Raw genomic sequence first — 16899 nt, 5'->3', positions numbered from 1 at the left:
GCGGGGAATTTAGTTTATCGTGCGACACCAAAAGCTTCCAAAGTCGCTCATAGTTGCGTTGGCCGCTGTCGCGCCGCTGATCGCGGGCTGCTCGGGCGGGACCGATCTGCTGTCGAAGGACGCCGAATGGTTCAACAAGCCGAGCCGCCTGTTCATCAAGAACATCTCGATCGAGTCGCCGCCGCTGACCCCCGACAAGCCGGTCGGGGCTGAGGATCTCGTCAGCGCCGATGGCGGCTGTCCCGGCATGGCACCGCCTCCGGGGCCTGCTGACGCCAATGCCTCGACGACGCCACAGGCTCCCATGGGCGGCACGGTCGCGCTCGGCCACACCGAATGCGACGTGGTGCGCGGCATCGGCGCGCCCTCGAACGTCAATCTCTCCGGCGATGCCGCTGGCCGCCGCGTTGCGGTCGTCACCTGGACCACCGGTCCGCGTGCCGGCATCTACACCTTCACGTCCGGCCGCCTGTCCTCGATCGAGGGCACGCCGGAGGCGCCGGTCGCGCCGAAGGCAGTGAAGCCGAAGGCGAAGAAGAAGGCGGCGACGTAAGGCGCCGCGCGATCAAGCGGCTTTGCGCCCCTTGATCGCTGTGGCCCAACCGTGAACCGTAATCTCTCCCGTCGCGCTTGCCGGCAGTCTGTCTTGCAGCCGGCGTTTCAGCTCTGTGTTCTCCGCGTTCGACAGCTTTCCTACAATTCCGCTCGGGCTGCTGACGACCATGGATAGCCAGTAGTCGTCGAAATTCACAAATGTCCGTTCGACAACCAGTTCGCGGGTTTCGACATCGCGAATGCCTAACGCCGCCCAAAGTGCCTTCAGCGCAGCGAAACGCGAGACATCCGCGCTCGGCGGACGCGCCGCCGGCTTGCCCATAGCGTCCAGTTCCTCCCACAAATGTTGCGTTGGCGTGCCGCCTCGCATGACGTCCCAGGTGTAGGATGCGACCACGCCGCCGGGCTTGGTGACGCGGACCATTTCCGATGCACCTTTGTGCGGGTCGGGCACGAAGAACAGCACGAGTGCCATCACCGCGACGTCGAAGCGGTCGGGGTCGTAAGGGAGGGCCATTGCATCGCCAATCGAAAGCTCGACCTGCTTTGCCGATAGCTTTTGGCGCGCAGTCGCGATCTGTGCGTCGGAGGGATCGATCGCGCAAATAGACGAAGGCGCGGACCGCGCAAGAATGAGCTCGGTGAACGCGCCGTTGCCGCAACCGACATCCGCCCAGGCCAGTCCGGAGCCAGGCGCCAACCAATCGAGGAAAAGAGCGCCGGCCGATCGGCTCCAGGGTGCCATGAAGCGCTCGTAAGCCGCGCCGTCGGTGAATTTAATCGGTTCCGGTGACGACACCTGGGACCTCCCTCAAAACATTCCCTGTTTGAATTTCCCTTGGCTGAAAAGGCCGGTCGGCACGTAGGCTGCAGAGCTGGACGTGCGCCGCAAATTCCGAAAGTGAGCTTAATACCAAATGCGCGAAAGCCACACGGGCAATCTTGCTCGGGAGGCGCGGCGTCGATTTTTACAATGGTCTCGCTGAATGCGGGCCATCGCGGCCTTTGCTTTCGCTAATTCTCCCAGACATTTTCCGATTAAGAACGGCCCTCATCTATCAAACGCCGCGCCTGGGCGGCTACACTTGCGGCATTTCAGCGGTTGGGAGCGGGGCATGAGGCGGCGCGAATTCATTGCAGGATTGACAGCCGCTGTGGCCGCGCCACCGGGCGCGCGCGGGCAACAATCCAAACAGCCGGGCCATGTCGGCGTGCTCGTTGGCCTGGCGGCGAATATCGACGTGCCGGTCGCCCGCGCCTTTCTCAAGCCGTTCCGCGAGGCCATGCGCAAGGCCGGCTGGGTCGAAGACGGCAATGTCCGCATCGACTACCGCTTCGGCGGGGCGCTATCCGATTTGGCCAACACCAAGGCGTCTGCCGCAGAGCTCATCGCGCTGCAGCCCGAGGTGATCTATGCCCAGGGCCTGCCTGCAACGCTCGCGCTTCGCCAGCAGACCACGACGATTCCCATCGTGTTCACCCAAGTGATCGATCCGGTTGGATTCAAGCTTGCCGATAGTCTCGGCCATCCCGGCGGCAACGTCACCGGCTTTGTCACCTGGGATTTTGAGATCGGCGGCAAATGGATGCAGCTGTTGCGAGAGCTTGATCCGAATCTTGCCCGCGTCGCCATCCTCTTCAATCCGGATACCGCGCCCTATGCGCCGGGCCTCGTCGCCGCGGCCAGGGATGCCGCGTCCGGAATCGAACTGGTCGAGATGCGGACGCACAATGACGGCGAGACCGAAGCTCAGCTCGAGGTGCTCGGCCGCACGCGCAACAGCAGCCTGCTCGTCATTCCCGAACCCTTCACCAATGGGCATCGCGACCACATTGTCGCCCAATGCGCGCGGTTTCGCGTGCCAGCCCTGAATTCGGTGCTGGGCGCCGTCGATGGCGGGGCGCTGATGTCATACACATTCGCCTGGGACGAACTGGTCAGCGCACCGGTCGCCTATATCGATCGCATTCTGAAAGGGGCCTCGCCGCACGATCTGCCGATCCAGGCGCCCAGCCGTTATGAGCTGGTCATCAACCTGAAGACGGCCAAGGCGCTCGGCGTCGATGTGCCGCCCGTACTGCTGGCTCGTGCCGATCGCGTGATCGAGTAGCCGGACCTAACCCGCCGCCTCGTCAAACTGCGCACTCGCCTCGAGCCGCTGCTCCTCCGCGCGCGCGAGCGCGTCCGCTGCATTGGCGCGTGCTTTCGACAATTGCGCGGCTTGCTTCGGATCGCGCGTAAAAATGTCGGGCAGGGAAAGTGCGGCGTCGATCTTGGCGATGATCTCGCCGACGCGGGCGATCTCGAATTCGGCTTCCGCGATGCGCTTCTTCAGCGGGCCGCGATTGTCCGATCGCGCGCGTTGCGGCTTCTCGCTCGTGGCACTGCGCTCGCGCGGGGCGGGTTCGCCGTTGCGCGAGGACAGCACCAGGCGGCGGTATTCGTCGAGGTCGCCGTCGTAATTGGTCACAGTGCGATCGGCGACGATCCAGAGCTGGTCCGCGCAGGCCTCGATCAGATAGCGGTCGTGCGAGACCATGATGATCGCGCCGGGAAACTCGTTGATCGCCTCGGCCAACGCAGCGCGGCTGTCGATGTCCAGATGGTTGGTCGGTTCGTCCAGGATGATCATGTTGGGGCCGAAGAAGGTCGCGAGGCCCAGTAGAAGGCGAGCCTTCTCGCCGCCCGACAATTTTCCAACCCTGGTGTCGGCCGCCTTGCCGGAAAAACCGATGGCGCCGGCGCGACCGCGCACCTTGGCCTCGGGAGCATCGCCCATCAGCTTGCGGACGTGATCATAGGCGGAGGCGTCCTCGTTCAGTTCGTCGAGCTGATGCTGGGCGAAATAGGCGATCGACAATTTGTCGGCGCGCGTCACCTTGCCCGAGAAGGGCGCAAGCCGGCCAGCGAGCAGCTTGACCAGCGTCGACTTGCCGTTGCCGTTGGCGCCGAGCAGCGCGATGCGGTCGTCATTGTCGATGCGCAAGGTGACGCGGCCCAGCACCGGCGCTGCCGGATCGTAGCCGACCGAGGCATTGTCGACGGCGATGATCGGCGGCGACAGCAGCTTCTCCGGCGCCGGAAAGCTGATCTCGCGCACATCGTTGGTGACCAGCGCCGTGATCGGCTTCAGCCGCTCCAGCATTTTCACGCGAGACTGCGCCTGGCGCGCCTTGGACGCCTTGGCCTTGAAACGGTCGACGAAGGCTTGCAGCCGCGCGCGCTCGGCCTCCTGGCGCTTGACCGCTTTGGCATCGAGCAATTCGCGCGCGGCGCGCTGCTCCTCGAAGGAGGAGTAGGTGCCCTTGTAGAGCGTGAGCTTGCCGCGCTCCAGATGCAGGATTTGATCGACGGAGCTTTCGAGCAGGTCGCGGTCGTGGCTGATCACGATCACCGTGCGCGGATAATGGGCGAGGTGATCCTCCAGCCACAGCGTGCCTTCGAGGTCGAGATAGTTGGTGGGCTCATCGAGCAGCAACAGGTCGGGCGCCGCGAACAGCGTCGCGGCCAGCGCGACGCGCATGCGCCAGCCGCCGGAGAATTCGGCGCAGGGGCGCTGTTGGTCGGCAGCGGAGAAGCCGAGGCCAGAGAGGATCGCGGCTGCGCGGCTCGGGGCCGAATGCGCGTCGATGTCGACGAGCCGGGTCTGGATCTCCGCGATCCGGTGCGGATCGGTAGCGCTTTCGGCCTCGGAGAGCAGGGCGTCGCGTTCGAGGTCGGCCTTGAGCACGACGAAGATCAGGCTTTCCGGGCCATTCGGGGCTTCCTGCGCGAGGCTGCCGACACGCCAGCGCGGCGGCAGGGTCACCGTGCCGTGCTCGGCCGCAAGCTCACCGCGGATCACCTTGAACAGCGTCGACTTGCCGGTGCCGTTGCGTCCGACCATGCCGACGCGCGAGCCCGGCGTGATCTGCACGGCGCTTTGGTCGATCAGAAGGCGTCCGGCGAGGCGGATGGAGAGGTCGTTGATGGAAAGCATGCGGCCTTGTCACCGCAAGGGGCCGCGAACGCAACCCGTTTTTGCGCCGATCAGTTGTGCGGGCCGCCCTCGCGGTCGCGCTTCTTCAGCTCGTCGAGGAGCTGTTCGAGATGCGTCGGGAGCCGGGGGTCGGGACGAATACTCTGCTGAAGCCGCTCGCCCACGGCCTCGCAAATTGAGCGGCTGGTGCGCCGGTCCATCTGCTCGCTGTCATTGGCGAAAAGGCCAGTCATTGTGAGGTTCCGTGTTTGCAAGGTGATGACACGGTACCAAGTCACTGGCCCCCACAATGGTTTCGCCAAACATCGGGCATGCCTGGCATTCTCGTAAAAATTGTATGAATTCGCCGCATCTGCCCAAATACGAGGCCCCGGCGGGGGGAACGCCGGGGCCTCGCTTGGAAGGTACCGTGGGGGACCGGCACCTCTGGAAGGTACTTTGTTTGGGAAGGTGCTTCAGGAAGGTGCTTGCGCGCTCAGTAGCAGCGGTTGATCAGCCGCCAGCGGGGTCCCCAGGGGGTCGGGACCAGCCGCCGCACGTAACAGCCGCCATAACCGTAGGAGACGGGGGCATAGAAGCGCGGTCCGCCCCAGCCGTAGCCACCGTGCCAGCCGCCACCGCCGCCGTGCCAGCCCCAGCCGCCATGCCAGTGAGCGGAGGCGGAGGTCGGCGCCAGCGCGGCACCGAGCGCGACCGCGGCAACCGCGGCAAGCGAAAGTTTCCTCAACATGGTGATCTCCTCAAAACTGCCGGCGCGGGGCTATCGCGTCGATGGAAAGGCCGCCGAAACGATCTGCCTCGGGAGGAGGCTCTGGTTTCGATGGACCTGACGTTAGCGCCGCGAGGCTGAACCAAACCCTCACGGGACCTTCAGATTGGGTTCATCTGGGTGAAATCGTTGTAATCCATCTTGGAATTCGGGCCCCTGGCACTGCGGCGAAGCGCCCGTGGGCTGTCCCGGCGGTCGCTTGCCGTATTGCGAAGGCGCCGATATAAGCCCCGCAACCCGAACCACCGCTTTCTCCTTCAAGGACAAGATCATGGCCATCGAACGCACTTTCTCGATCATCAAGCCCGACGCGACCGCGCGTAACCTGACCGGCGCCGTTAACGCCGTGATCGAGAAGGCGGGCCTGCGCATCGTCGCGCAGAAGCGCATCCGCATGACCAAGGAACAGGCCGAGACCTTCTATGCCGTCCACAAGGCACGGCCGTTCTTCGGCGAGCTCGTCGAATTCATGACCTCGGGCCCGGTCGTCGTCCAGGTGCTGGAAGGCGAGGGCGCGGTCGCCAAGTACCGCGACGCCATGGGTGCGACCGATCCGTCAAAGGCGGCCGACGGCACCATCCGCAAGCTCTACGCCAAGTCGATCGGCGAGAACTCCGCGCATGGCTCGGACGCGACGGAGACCGCCGCGATCGAGATCGCGCAGTTCTTCTCGGGCAACGAGATCGTCGGCTGATCCATCAGCCGACAGATTAAGTTTTCGGGGCGAAAGGACGCATTGTGAACTGGCTCTGGCAGATCTTCGATCCCGCCACGATCGGGGCATTCTTCACCCAGTTCCGCAACGAGATGGCCGAACCGACGTTCTGGATTGCGGTCGGCAAGATCATCTGGATCAACATCCTGCTCTCCGGCGACAACGCGCTGGTGATTGCGCTGGCCTGCCGCGGCCTCAAGCCGCGGCATAGGTTGTGGGGCATGGTGCTCGGCGCCGGCGCCGCGGTGCTGCTGCGGATCATCTTCACTGGCATCGTCGCGAGCCTGATGGAGTTGCCGTACCTCAAGCTGGTCGGCGGCCTCGCGCTGATTGTGATTGCGGCAAAGCTGCTCGTTCCGGAAAACGAGGACGAGGACGGCGTCGAGTCGGCCTCGCATCTCTGGCAGGCGGTGCAGATCGTCGTTGTCGCCGACATCGTGATGAGCCTCGACAACGTCATCGCGGTCGCGGCCGCCGCCAATGGCAGCGTGCCATTGTTGGTCCTCGGCCTTGCCATCAGCGTGCCCCTGATCGTCGCCGGTGCGGCGCTGATCATGGCGCTGCTATCGAAATTGCCGGTGCTGGTGTGGGCCGGTGCCGCTCTGCTCGGCTGGATCGCGGGCGATGTGATCGCGACGGATCCCGGCATCGCGCCGAAGCTGCACACGCTGTTCGAGGGGCCGTTCGGCGCGTCGCTGGACAAGATGCTCGCCAGCCTGCACATCCCGCCGCAATTCGCCCATGGCGGCGGAGGCGGTGAATATCTCTGCGCAGCGCTTGGCGTCGTCGTGGTGCTGGTGGTCGGCTGGATCTGGCGCCGGCGCAGGCTGAGCCACGCCGCGCTTGAGGCCTCCGAGCAGCACGCGAAAGTTTCGGCGAAATAAGATCTAGCGCCGCACGATCGAGCCGGCGCGGCCGATCAAGCGGGCGAGCTGCTTGAAGCGGCTGCCGACGCGGTCGGCGACGAGATCGCCGAGGCGGTGCTCGAACACCAGCATCAACTTACGACCCTGGCTGCGGAAATGCGTGGCGGGCAGCACGCCCGGGCGTGCCGCCGAGATCAGATGCGCGACCCGGAACGCCGCGCCCAGCAGGCGGGCGCGTTCGAGCTGCGCCGGCGTCAACAACTCCTGCATCGTGAGCGGCGGTTGGTTTTCCTCGCTCAGGCCCGCATAGCGATAAAACACCGACAGTCCGACGAAGGCACGCTCGATGTGGGTGATCGCGCCGAAATTGCCGTTGACGACGAGGCTCAGCGTCTGCTCGCCGCGATGGTCGGGATGCACGCGCCAGCCGATGTCGGAGAGCAGGCAGGCGGCGTGGCGTAAGCGGCGGTCCTCCGCGGACTCGCGCAGCTTCACCACGCGGGCGAGGCGGTCGGTCCATGCGATCAGCTCGCGGGCGTGGCGGGCCGAGCGCGACAGCAGCTGATTGAGTTCCTCTGCCGCGCAAATCAGCCCGTCCTTGTTGCGCTCGGTCTCCGACAGCTTCTCGTGCAGCAGGCCCTCGCGCACGCCGAAGGTCGAGAACACGATCGTCTTGGGCTTCGCCACGCGGATGATGTGCTCGAGCACCAGCGCTGCATAAGTGAGGAGAGGGCGCCTCGCATCCGCGACGATCTCGATGTCGGCGAGCATGTCGACAGCCGCAAGACGACGCAGACGACGCGAGAAGTCGAGCGCTTCGGCCGCGGAGATCGAGTAGCCGTGCATCACCTGGAGCGGATAGCCGCTCTGGATGATGTGGATGCGCGCGAGCGCGCGCCAGGTGCCGCCGACCGCATAAAAGCTGCGGCCGCTGCCCGCCTTGAGCTGCGGGACCTCGTCGAGCGCCTCGCGGACGATGCGGTCGGCGCGCTTGAGCGATTTGTGGGCGAGGTCCTGGAGCGCCAAGCCGCCGAGCGGCAGCGTCACACCGCTGCGCGCGCTGTTCCTGCGCACGTCGATCAGTTCGAGCGAGCCGCCGCCGAGATCGCCGACGATGCCGTCGGGATGATGGATGCCGGAGATGACACCGAGCGCCGACAGCCGCGCCTCGCGCGGGCCCGACAGGATCTCGATCTTCACGGCGCAGATGCGCTCGGCCTTCGCAATGAAGTCGGGACCGTTGGAGGCGTCGCGGCACGCAGCGGTCGCGATCGCGAACACGCGGCCGACCTGCATCACCCGGCACAACGCGCGAAAGCGCTTGAGCGAGGTCAGTGCCTTGTCGACGGCATCGGGCGCGAGCAGGCCCGTGCTCTGCACCTCGCGTCCGAGGCCGCACAGCGTCTTCTCGTTGAAGATCGGAATCAGGCTCCGCGTAAGTCCCTCGTAGACGACGAGACGAACGGAGTTGGAGCCGATGTCGATGACCGCGACGCTAGCGCCACGCTTGCGCGGCCGTTTCACGGCAAAAATCTCCGGTCAGGACTGATGGCGTTCGTTTCGGCGCGTGAGACGACGCGGCGAGGATTCCTTGAGCGACTTTCCACGGCCAGACAGACTCGGATTTGTCATGAAGTAGTTGTGGACGTTGAAAGGCTCCTCGCCTTTCGCGGTCTTCATACGCGTTGAGGACCCGTCCGGCAACAATTGCCAGCTCTGCTCATTGTCCTTCAGGTTCGCGACCATGATCTGTTCGAGAACCTGCTGATGCACCGTGGGATTTTGCAGCGGACACAGCACCTCGACGCGGCGGTCGAGGTTGCGCGGCATCATATCGGCCGACGAGATATACACAGCCGCTTTCGCGCTGGGCAGGCCCTGGCCCATGCCGAAGCAGTAGATTCGGCCGTGTTCCAGGAAGCGTCCGATGATCGACTTGACGCGGATGTTCTCCGACAGGCCGGGGATGCCGGGCCTGAGGCAACAGATGCCGCGTACCACGAGCTCGACCTGGACGCCGGCCTGCGAGGCCTCGTAGAGCGCGTCGATGATATCAGGATCGACCAGCGCATTCATCTTCATCCAGACCGCGCCCGGCTTGCCGTGACGTGCGTGCTCGGTCTCGCCCTGGATGTGCTCGATGATGCGCTTGCGCAAGGTCAGCGGCGACACCGCCATCTTTTCCAGATCGCTCGGCGCCGCATAGCCGGTGATGAAGTTGAAGACGCGCGCCGCATCGCGACCGATGGTCGGTTCCGAGGTGAAGTAGGAGAGGTCGGTGTAAATGCGCGCGGTGACCGGGTGATAGTTGCCGGTGCCGGTGTGGACATAGGTGGTGAGGCTGCCGCCCTCGCGGCGCACCACCATCGAGAGCTTTGCGTGGGTCTTCAGCTCGAGAAAGCCGTAGACGACCTGCACGCCGGCGCGTTCGAGGTCGCGCGCCCAGCGGATGTTGGCCTCTTCGTCGAAGCGTGCCTTCAGCTCGATCAGCGCGGTGACGGATTTGCCGGCTTCAGCGGCCTCCGCAAGCGCACGCACGATCGGCGAGTTATTGGAGGTGCGATAGAGCGTCTGCTTGATCGCAACGACGTCGGGATCGCGCGTGGCCTGCTGGAGGAACTGCACCACCACGTCGAAGGATTCGTAGGGGTGATGGACCACCAGGTCCTTCTGCCGGATCGCGGCAAAGATGTCGCCGCCATGCTCGCGCACGCGCTCGGGATGGCGCGGTACGTAAGGTGTGAATTCGAGATCGGGCCGGTCGAGCCGGGTCAGCTGCGAGAGCTCGTTCATGGCGAGCACGCCGTCGACCAGAAACACCTCGTCGTCGGCGGTCGAGAGCGCATGCTGCACGAAGTTGCGCAGCTGCTCCGGCATTTTGGCGTCGATCTCGAGCCGGATCACCGAGCCGCGGCGGCGCCGCTTCAGCGCGGTCTCGAACAGGCGGACGAGATCCTCGGCCTCTTCCTCGATTTCGAGTTCGGAGTCGCGGATAACGCGAAAAGCGCCCTGGCCGTGGAGACTGTAGCCGGGGAACAGCCGGTTGATGAACAGGGCGGTCGCCTGCTCCAGCGAAATCAGGCGCACCACCTTGCCGTCGGCCGGCAGGCGGATGAAGCGGTCGATCTTGCCGGGCATGCGGATCAGCGCGTTCATCTGCTTGCCGTCGACGGCGCGCGTGAGCTGGAGCGCGATGGTGAAGCCGAGGCTCGGAATGAACGGGAAGGGATGGGCCGGATCGATCGCGAGCGGCGTCAACAGCGGAAAGACGTTGGCGAGGAAGTAATCCTCGATCCACGCCCGCTGCGCCTTGGTGACGTCCTTGCCGTCGACCAGCACGATGCCGACATCGGCGAGGGTGCCGCGCAGGTCGGCCCAGATCGCCTGCTGGTCGGAGGCAAGGTGGGAGACGGTGCGGTTGATCAGGGCGAGCTGCTCGGATGGCGTCAGGCCGTCGGGGCTGCGCTCGGCAATGCCCTCGCGTATCTGGGCCTTGATGCCGGCAACGCGGACCATGAAGAACTCGTCGAGGTTATTCGCCGAAATCGACAGGAATCGCACCCGCTCCAGCACCGGGTGGCTGGGATTGACCGATTCCTCCAGGACGCGCCGGTTGAAGTGCAGCCAGGAGAGCTCTCGATTGATAAATCGTTCGGGGCTCGAAGCGATCGCCGGAAGGCCCTCGGCTTCAGGTACTTTGTCTTTAGTATCAACAGCTTGCGCGGAGTCCATCAGAAGCCGGTCCATCCTTGATCGCCTCACTTTGCGACTTACGCGCAAAACCGGCGAGAGCATGTGTTAGTGCGATGACGTTTCGATGACATTGATGTTCCGCCGCCCGGCCGCGTCAAGCGTGGCCTAATGGTTGTCCGGCGCTCAGGCGTCCCGGAGCAGCTCGGCGGCGAGCGCCCGGGTGACGGGACGACCGAGCCGCAGGGCCTCGCTGTCGAGCAGTTCCACGGCCCGCCGGGCGGCGGCCGAGGACCGTTCCAGCCGGGTCGCGAGATAGCTCACCACGCTCTCGTCCACGGTGAGCTGGCGGTCGGCGCAGAATTTGATGATCAGGCCGCGGAAGAGCTGGTCGTCCGGCGGCAGCAGCGAGACTGATGGAACTGCGCGCAGCCGCGACCGCAGGTCCCGCAACTCGACGTCCAGCGCCGCCGGCACCTCGCGTCCGGTGAAGAGCACGTAGGCGCCGTCCTCGCGTGCGAGGTTCATGAGGTGGAAGAGCGCGCGCTCGTCAAAGTCTTTCGCCTTGAGATCCTCAACCACCAGGGCGCCGGTCGCGAGCGCTCCGGGGACGGCGGTGGCGGTCAGCGCATTGGCGGTGGTGGAGCGCGCCCCGGAATCTTCGGCCCAGATCGCGGCGAGGTGGCTTTTGCCGCTTCCTTCGGGCCCGGCGAGCCACATGATCCGGTTCGGCCATTCCGGCCAGCTGTCGATCAAAGCGAGGCCGGCGGCGTTGGCGGGGCCCTCGAGGAAATTGTCCCGGCTGAGGCTCTCCGCATGCGGAAGCGAAAATGCCAATTGTCGGGGGGGAACGCGGCCTGCCACGCTTGCTTTGCTCCGTGCCGGCGCACCGGCTTCGTTTGAAGGGATTCGACTTAATCGAGCGGGACTTGGCCTTTTGCGGGGCCGCAACCCGGCTCATTTGACCTCGATCGTGCTCATGTGCCGCAGCCACTCGACAAGATAGAGCGACACCGAGGACAGCGTGAACACCGTGACGAGGCCCATCAGGATGATATCATAGGGCGCCGGCTTGAAGCCGAAGGCCAGCGCTGCCAACACCAGCGCTGCATACGCCACCTGGGCCGCAGTGTTGAGCTTCGAGACCTTTGACGGCTTCATCTCGACCGGCTTGTCGAACAGCCACGACACGATCACCGCAGTAACGATCATGATGTCGCGGGAGACCACCAGGATCACGATCCAGCGCGGGATATCGCCCCAGATGCCGAGCGCCAGATAGATCGAGACCAGCAGTGCCTTGTCGGCGAGCGGGTCGAGCAGGGCGCCGAGCTCGCTCGTCATGTTGAATCGCTTGGCCAGGAAGCCGTCTACGGCATCGCTGATGCCAGCGATCAGGAAGACGGCGAATGCCACCTCCATTTGGCTCGACACGATGGCCCAGACGATGATCGGGACCAGCATGATGCGGCCCAAAGTAATGATATTCGGAATACTCACGCAGCGCTTCCCGGCACCCGGCCTGACCTCGAATCCGGCCCGTTTGGAGGCTGAACCGGTTGATATCTACATAGTATAGGGCGGGGCGCCATGCGAGCCATTGCGCGTCCCCGGAATTCGACGTAACCAGCCGCAAACCCACTGGAAATCGGGCATGACCGACCGCAAAAACGGCCTCACTTACGCCGATTCAGGCGTCGATATCGATGCGGGCAACCGCCTGGTCGACCTGATCAAGCCGATGGTGCGCGCCACCGCACGCCCCGGCGCCGATGCCGAGATCGGCGGCTTTGGCGGCCTGTTCGACCTCAAGGCGGCCGGCTTCAAGGATCCCATCCTGGTTGCCGCCACCGACGGCGTCGGCACCAAGGTCAAGATCGCGATCGAGACCGGCCAGCACGGCGGGATTGGCATCGACCTCGTCGCCATGAGTGTCAACGACCTCGTGGTCCAGGGCGCCGAGCCGCTGTTCTTCCTGGACTATTTTGCTTGCGGCAAGCTCGATCCGGAGGCGACCGCCTCGATCGTCGCCGGCATCGCCGAAGGCTGCCGCGAATCCGGCTGCGCCCTGATCGGCGGCGAGACCGCCGAGATGCCCGGCCTCTACAAGGACGGCGATTACGACCTTGGCGGCTTTGCTGTCGGTGCCGCCGAACGCGGCACGCTGCTGCCGCGCAAGGACATCGCCGCGGGCGACGCCGTGATTGGGCTGGCGTCGTCGGGCGTGCATTCCAACGGCTTCTCGCTGGTGCGCAAAATCGTCGAGCAGTCCGGCCTCGGCTTCGAGGCGCAGGCGCCGTTTGCGCCGATCATGACGCTCGGCGGCGCGCTGCTGACGCCGACCAAGCTCTACGTCAAATCCTGCCTGCGCGCGATCCGCGAGACCGGCGCGGTGAAGGGGCTTGCCCACATCACCGGCGGCGGTTTCACCGACAACATTCCGCGGGTGCTGCCGAACCATCTCGGTGTCGGCATCGATCTCGCACGCCTGCCGGTGCTGCCGGTGTTCAAATGGCTGGCAGTCCAGGCCGGCATCGCCGAACTCGAAATGCTGCGCACCTTCAACTGTGGTATCGGCATGATCGCGATCGTCGAGCCGGACAAGGTCGATGAGGTGATCAAGGTCTTCGCCGACGCCGGCGAAACCGTAGCGCAGCTCGGCACTGTGATCCCGGCCGAGGGCGAGCATCGCGTCGTTTATAACGGCCACCTCGATCTGGCGCTGTGATGAAGCGCCGCGTCGCCATCCTGATTTCCGGCCGCGGCTCCAACATGACCGCGCTGATCAAGGCTGCGGCCGTGCCGGATTTCCCGGCGGAGATTTCGCTCGTGATCGCGAACAAGGCCGATGCGCTCGGCCTGGAGCGGGCCAGGGCAAGCGGCGTGACTACGCAGGTGATTGAGAGCAAGCCGTTCGGCAAGGACCGCGCCGGCTTCGAGGCGGTGCTGCAAGCCAGCCTCGACCAGCACGGCATCGAGCTGATTTGCCTCGGCGGCTTCATGCGCCTGTTTACGGCCGAGTTCACCAAGGCCTGGTACGGGCGGATGCTCAACATCCACCCCTCGCTGCTGCCGTCTTTCCCCGGCCTCGATCCGCACGGCCAGGCTCTGCGCGCCGGCGTCAAGCTGTCTGGCGCGACAGTGCACTTCGTGATCCCCGAGACCGACGCCGGCCCGATTGTGATGCAGGGCGCGGTCCCCGTCGGCGATCACGACACGGCGGCCACGCTGTCGGAGCGCATCCTCGAAGTCGAGCATCGCATCTATCCCGAAGCGCTGCGGCTGCTTGCGACCGGCAAGGTCCGGATCGAGGGCGATGTGTGCAAGACGGCGGGCAGCGCGGCGTCAGAGAATTTTCTGATTGCGCCCGTGGCGCGCTGAAGCGCGTGCCTGCACTCTTCATCACAAATAAAATCCCCCGGCAGAGCCGGGGGCAACGTCATGATCTCTCGCTTGTCAGGCTCGAGAGAAATCAGGAGACCTTGAGGTTTTCCGCGGATGCTTTGCCGCGGTTCTCCACGAGGTCGTATTCAACCACCTGGTTTTCGTTGAGGGTGGAGAGTCCGGCACGCTCGACGGCGGAGATGTGGACGAACACGTCCTTGTCGCTGCCGTTCGGCTTGATGAACCCATAGCCCTTGGTCGGGTTGAACCATTTGACGGTGCCCTTTTGTGGCATCGTAGTCTCCTCCGCTAGATACAAAAAAGACGCGGCCGCTTTTCGCGTGCCACGCCACAAACGGGCTTCCGGTAGTCTGTTCGTGTCTTGAGTCTCAATGTCGCGAAACGCACAGCCGAGCGCCAATTCCGATTGTGTCCGATATTGCAACACGAAAATCGCGCGTTAGCAAGCCGCGCGCGAATTTCAAGACCGGTCCGGGTACGCCCTTCTGCAATTTGCGACCTGTGGCCGGGGAACCACAATCAGGGGCAATCGCCTCGGCAATAGCGCGCCAACCGGTTGACCCTCCGTGGCAGTTCGGCACAAATCGCCGCATGTGCGCGCCGTTCGTGTTGCATTTTTGCGCGCAGTCATTCGCTTCAGGATTTGTCGTTATGAGCTGCCCATCGCAGCCCTCCGGGACACGGCAGACGATCGGGCTGGACCGCGTCCGCCGGATTGTGACGGCAATCGCCATGGCCTTTGCGTTCGTCGTGGTGATGTCGGCGGCGACGCCCGGCTTCGCGCAAAGTCCGACGCCCACGCCGACCCCGACGCCGACGGCGTCACCGACCCCGGTCCCGACATCGACCAATTACGACCAGTCCGTCGGCAACAGCACGCTCAATCTCGGTTCGGGATTCCTGGAGCGGCTCGGCAACCAGGCCTCTGACGGTTTCAACCGGGCGTTCCGCAACAATCCTGGCGGCGGCGGTGCGGCGGCGAGCACGGAGGATCCGCGCTACCGCACCTGGTTCGAGGGCTACGGCGTCTCGGTCCGGACCGATGCGCAGGGCGATTTCGTCGGCGATAAGCGCAAGACGTTTGGCGGCGTCGCCGGCTTCGGCGCGCGCATTGCGCCGGGCGTCAATCTCGGTTTCTCCGTCGATCAGAGCCACACCGATGTCGACGTGCCGCTCGCGCTCCAGTCGGCAACGCTCGACCTCACTCAGGTCGGCTTCAACGGCTCCGTCGACAAGGGGCCGTGGACCTGGGCCTTCGCGGTGGTGCACGGCTTCGGAAAAGTTCATTCGAGCCGGGACACCGGCTTTGGCCTGGCGACCGCGGGTTATCGCGCTGCGGTCGACGGCGCGCTGACCGAGATCAACTATTACTGGACCAAGGATCAGATGCGGGTCGTGCCCAAGGGTGCGCTCGAATATGTGCGCGCCACCGGCGCCGCGTTCCAGGAAGCCGGGGGGCTTGATCCGCTCAACGTCGGCTCGACCGCGATCTCACGTGCGCGCGTCATGCTCGGCGCCGAGATCGGGCGCTACTTCATCTTCGACCAGAAGATCCTGGACCTGTCGGCCTATGGCAAGTTCGTCGACAATTTTTATCAGAATCTGGGCTCGGTCCAGGTCAGCCTCGGGACCCAGAACATCGTCGTCCCCGGCATCGGTGAAAGCCGTTACGGCATGGATGCCGGTGCCTCCGCCTCGTTCAGCCTGACCAACACAGCGCGGCTCTACGTCAATTACGACGGCAAGTTCCGCAACGAACTCACGTCGCACCAGGGCACCGTCGGCTTTGAATACAGATGGTAAGGCGCCGTTCATTCGCGCCTATGTCGGCGTCGTCGCGACATAACCCGTGAGCCCAAAGCCATCGCGCGCGGCCGTCATCATCGGCACCAGCGCGTTCGGATGGATGAATTCGTCGCGGAAGCACGGGTAAGTCTTGGGATCGAAGATCTTCTTCAGCCAATCGACCACGATCTTGTGGCGTTCGGAGGTGCGGAATTCCTTGTGATAGGTGAGCCAGAGATCGGCGTGGTGGCTGACGCCGAGATCGACGGCGATGAGTGGCGCACCGAGCGCAATCGACACCGTCGGCAGGAAGCCGATGCCGGCACCGCGCTCGACCGCGTAGAGAACGCCGACCGAGGAGTTGGTCTTGATCCCGACGATACCTTCCAGCGACTTCAATCCGAGCACGCGGGCATAGGCGCTGTCGTCGACCTGCGGCGCGCTCTGCTTGATGATGCGGTGGTTCTTGAGCTCTGCGAGCGTCGCGGGCACGCCGTAGAGGTTCTCATAGTCCCTGGAGACGAAGGGATAGATGTGCAGCCGGCCGAGCTTGGCGACAATGAGATCGGGATTGGTCGGCGGCTCCAGCTGGATTGCAATGTCCGACTCCAGCCGCGCGACGTCGGCCTGCTCCATTGCGCAGCGCAGATCGACGGTGATCTTGCGATAGGTCTTCTGGAAGTCGATCAGTCGCGGCAGGATCCAGAAATTTCCCGGGCCTTCCGTCACTGCGACACGTACGGTGCCCGACGTATCGCTCGACGTGCGTGAGGCACGCCGGAAGACGTTGAAGGCGTGACGTTCCATATGCGCGACGTCGGCAATCATCGCGGTGCCTTCGTCGCTGAGCGTGAGCCCGCTCTGATCACGCAGAAACAACTTGCAGCCGATACTCTCTTCGAGCCGGTCGACGCGACGCATCAACGTCGTTGAAGTGAGGCCGAGTTCTTCGGCAGCGTTGCGGAAACTTTTATATTTTGCGCACGCTAAAAACAGCTTCAAATCGTCCCAGGATGCATTTAGCGCTTCTTCATGGTGCTGCATCATTGCAGCGCCCCGGTGCAATACTTGCTGCATACTCCTGATCTCCAGCCGCTAAGCTTCTGGCCATAGCGGCGTACAAAACCCCCGAAC

At 64.4% G+C, this 16899-nt stretch carries 17 protein-coding genes; 7 read left to right on the top strand and 10 right to left on the bottom strand.

The window, feature by feature from the left end; all coding sequences use genetic code 11:
• Positions 1-58 precede the first annotated feature (58 nt).
• Positions 59-553 carry a hypothetical protein gene (locus tag ACPPVR_RS25190; protein ID WP_426616179.1) on the top strand — a complete coding sequence of 165 codons (495 nt, stop codon included), beginning with the start codon at positions 59-61 and terminating at the stop codon, positions 551-553.
• A 12-nt stretch (positions 554-565) separates the two neighbouring features.
• Here the strand turns inward: ACPPVR_RS25190 and ACPPVR_RS25185 are convergent, their stop codons facing one another.
• The gene (locus tag ACPPVR_RS25185) at positions 566-1354 is read right to left on the bottom strand and encodes a class I SAM-dependent methyltransferase (RefSeq protein WP_426609268.1); all 789 of its coding nucleotides are present in this window, start codon (positions 1352-1354) and stop codon (positions 566-568) included.
• A gap of 316 nt (positions 1355-1670) precedes the next feature.
• Here ACPPVR_RS25185 and ACPPVR_RS25180 point away from each other — a divergent pair, with 316 nt between their 5' ends.
• The gene (locus tag ACPPVR_RS25180; RefSeq protein WP_426609267.1) at positions 1671-2666 is read left to right on the top strand and encodes an ABC transporter substrate-binding protein; all 996 of its coding nucleotides are present in this window, start codon (positions 1671-1673) and stop codon (positions 2664-2666) included.
• A 6-nt stretch (positions 2667-2672) separates the two neighbouring features.
• On the opposite strand, the gene ACPPVR_RS25175 is transcribed toward ACPPVR_RS25180, so the two are convergent.
• From ACPPVR_RS25175 to ACPPVR_RS25165, 3 genes are all read right to left on the bottom strand, one after another.
• Complete coding sequence (locus tag ACPPVR_RS25175; protein ID WP_426609266.1) at positions 2673-4535, bottom strand: ABC-F family ATP-binding cassette domain-containing protein; 1863 nt, start codon at positions 4533-4535, stop codon at positions 2673-2675.
• Positions 4536-4585: 50 nt separating this feature from the next.
• Positions 4586-4768: a hypothetical protein gene (locus tag ACPPVR_RS25170; RefSeq protein WP_426609265.1), complete on the bottom strand. Its 183-nt coding sequence runs from the start codon at positions 4766-4768 to the stop codon at positions 4586-4588.
• 242 nt (positions 4769-5010) lie between these two features.
• On the bottom strand, positions 5011-5265 hold the full coding sequence (locus tag ACPPVR_RS25165; protein WP_426609264.1) for a sulfur globule protein precursor: 255 nt from the start codon (positions 5263-5265) through the stop codon (positions 5011-5013).
• 310 nt (positions 5266-5575) lie between these two features.
• Between ACPPVR_RS25165 and ndk the strand changes: the two genes are divergently transcribed.
• Complete coding sequence (ndk, locus tag ACPPVR_RS25160) at positions 5576-5998, top strand: nucleoside-diphosphate kinase (RefSeq protein WP_045000301.1); 423 nt, start codon at positions 5576-5578, stop codon at positions 5996-5998.
• Between the two features lie 44 nt (positions 5999-6042).
• Entirely contained in the window at positions 6043-6903 is an 861-nt protein-coding gene (locus ACPPVR_RS25155) for a TerC family protein (RefSeq protein WP_426609263.1), read from the top strand.
• A gap of 3 nt (positions 6904-6906) precedes the next feature.
• On the opposite strand, the gene ppx is transcribed toward ACPPVR_RS25155, so the two are convergent.
• The 4 genes from ppx to ACPPVR_RS25135 form a co-directional block, all read right to left on the bottom strand.
• Positions 6907-8409 (bottom strand): exopolyphosphatase, encoded by a 1503-nt coding sequence (gene ppx / locus ACPPVR_RS25150; RefSeq protein WP_426609262.1) that lies wholly within the window; start codon positions 8407-8409, stop codon positions 6907-6909.
• 15 nt (positions 8410-8424) lie between these two features.
• Entirely contained in the window at positions 8425-10617 is a 2193-nt protein-coding gene (locus tag ACPPVR_RS25145) for an RNA degradosome polyphosphate kinase (protein WP_426616178.1), read from the bottom strand.
• A gap of 144 nt (positions 10618-10761) precedes the next feature.
• Positions 10762-11439, bottom strand: a complete 678-nt coding sequence (locus ACPPVR_RS25140) for a chromosomal replication initiator DnaA (protein WP_426609261.1) — start codon at positions 11437-11439, stop codon at positions 10762-10764.
• Positions 11440-11532: 93 nt separating this feature from the next.
• Positions 11533-12075 (bottom strand): CDP-alcohol phosphatidyltransferase family protein, encoded by a 543-nt coding sequence (locus tag ACPPVR_RS25135; RefSeq protein WP_426609260.1) that lies wholly within the window; start codon positions 12073-12075, stop codon positions 11533-11535.
• Positions 12076-12229: 154 nt separating this feature from the next.
• Here ACPPVR_RS25135 and purM point away from each other — a divergent pair, with 154 nt between their 5' ends.
• Entirely contained in the window at positions 12230-13303 is a 1074-nt protein-coding gene (gene purM / locus ACPPVR_RS25130; RefSeq protein ID WP_426609259.1) for a phosphoribosylformylglycinamidine cyclo-ligase, read from the top strand.
• Positions 13303-13956 (top strand): phosphoribosylglycinamide formyltransferase, encoded by a 654-nt coding sequence (purN, locus tag ACPPVR_RS25125; RefSeq protein WP_426609258.1) that lies wholly within the window; start codon positions 13303-13305, stop codon positions 13954-13956. Before purM ends, purN begins: the two co-directional genes overlap by 1 nt.
• 91 nt (positions 13957-14047) lie before the next feature.
• Here purN and ACPPVR_RS25120 read toward each other — a convergent pair whose 3' ends face one another.
• Positions 14048-14254, bottom strand: coding sequence for a cold-shock protein (locus ACPPVR_RS25120; RefSeq protein ID WP_007591938.1), 207 nt, complete (start codon positions 14252-14254; stop codon positions 14048-14050).
• A gap of 377 nt (positions 14255-14631) precedes the next feature.
• On the opposite strand from ACPPVR_RS25120, the gene ACPPVR_RS25115 reads away from it, so the two are divergent.
• Positions 14632-15783 (top strand): autotransporter outer membrane beta-barrel domain-containing protein, encoded by a 1152-nt coding sequence (locus tag ACPPVR_RS25115; RefSeq protein WP_426609257.1) that lies wholly within the window; start codon positions 14632-14634, stop codon positions 15781-15783.
• Between the two features lie 18 nt (positions 15784-15801).
• On the opposite strand, the gene ACPPVR_RS25110 is transcribed toward ACPPVR_RS25115, so the two are convergent.
• The gene (locus tag ACPPVR_RS25110; protein WP_426609256.1) at positions 15802-16842 is read right to left on the bottom strand and encodes a LysR family transcriptional regulator; all 1041 of its coding nucleotides are present in this window, start codon (positions 16840-16842) and stop codon (positions 15802-15804) included.
• Between the last annotated feature and the right edge of the window lie 57 nt (positions 16843-16899).

Source organism: Bradyrhizobium sp. McL0616 (genome assembly GCF_049993385.1).
Lineage (GTDB): Bacteria > Pseudomonadota > Alphaproteobacteria > Rhizobiales > Xanthobacteraceae > Bradyrhizobium.
This window is presented reverse-complemented; position numbering and strand designations above follow the sequence as displayed.

Bases quoted from the DNA above. Each gene is read 5' to 3' on its own strand.
- purN (WP_426609258.1), top strand. From the start codon at position 13,303: ATGAAGCGCCGCGTCGCCATCCTGATTTCCGGCCGCGGCTCCAACATG.
- purM (WP_426609259.1), top strand. From the start codon at position 12,230: ATGACCGACCGCAAAAACGGCCTCACTTACGCCGATTCAGGCGTCGAT.
- ACPPVR_RS25180 (WP_426609267.1), top strand. From the start codon at position 1,671: ATGAGGCGGCGCGAATTCATTGCAGGATTGACAGCCGCTGTGGCCGCG.
- ACPPVR_RS25115 (WP_426609257.1), top strand. From the start codon at position 14,632: ATGAGCTGCCCATCGCAGCCCTCCGGGACACGGCAGACGATCGGGCTG.
- ACPPVR_RS25175 (WP_426609266.1), bottom strand. From the start codon at position 4,535: ATGCTTTCCATCAACGACCTCTCCATCCGCCTCGCCGGACGCCTTCTG.
- ACPPVR_RS25120 (WP_007591938.1), bottom strand. From the start codon at position 14,254: ATGCCACAAAAGGGCACCGTCAAATGGTTCAACCCGACCAAGGGCTAT.
- ACPPVR_RS25110 (WP_426609256.1), bottom strand. From the start codon at position 16,842: ATGCAGCAAGTATTGCACCGGGGCGCTGCAATGATGCAGCACCATGAA.
- ACPPVR_RS25170 (WP_426609265.1), bottom strand. From the start codon at position 4,768: ATGACTGGCCTTTTCGCCAATGACAGCGAGCAGATGGACCGGCGCACC.
- ndk (WP_045000301.1), top strand. From the start codon at position 5,576: ATGGCCATCGAACGCACTTTCTCGATCATCAAGCCCGACGCGACCGCG.
- ACPPVR_RS25165 (WP_426609264.1), bottom strand. From the start codon at position 5,265: ATGTTGAGGAAACTTTCGCTTGCCGCGGTTGCCGCGGTCGCGCTCGGT.
- ACPPVR_RS25145 (WP_426616178.1), bottom strand. From the start codon at position 10,617: ATGGACTCCGCGCAAGCTGTTGATACTAAAGACAAAGTACCTGAAGCC.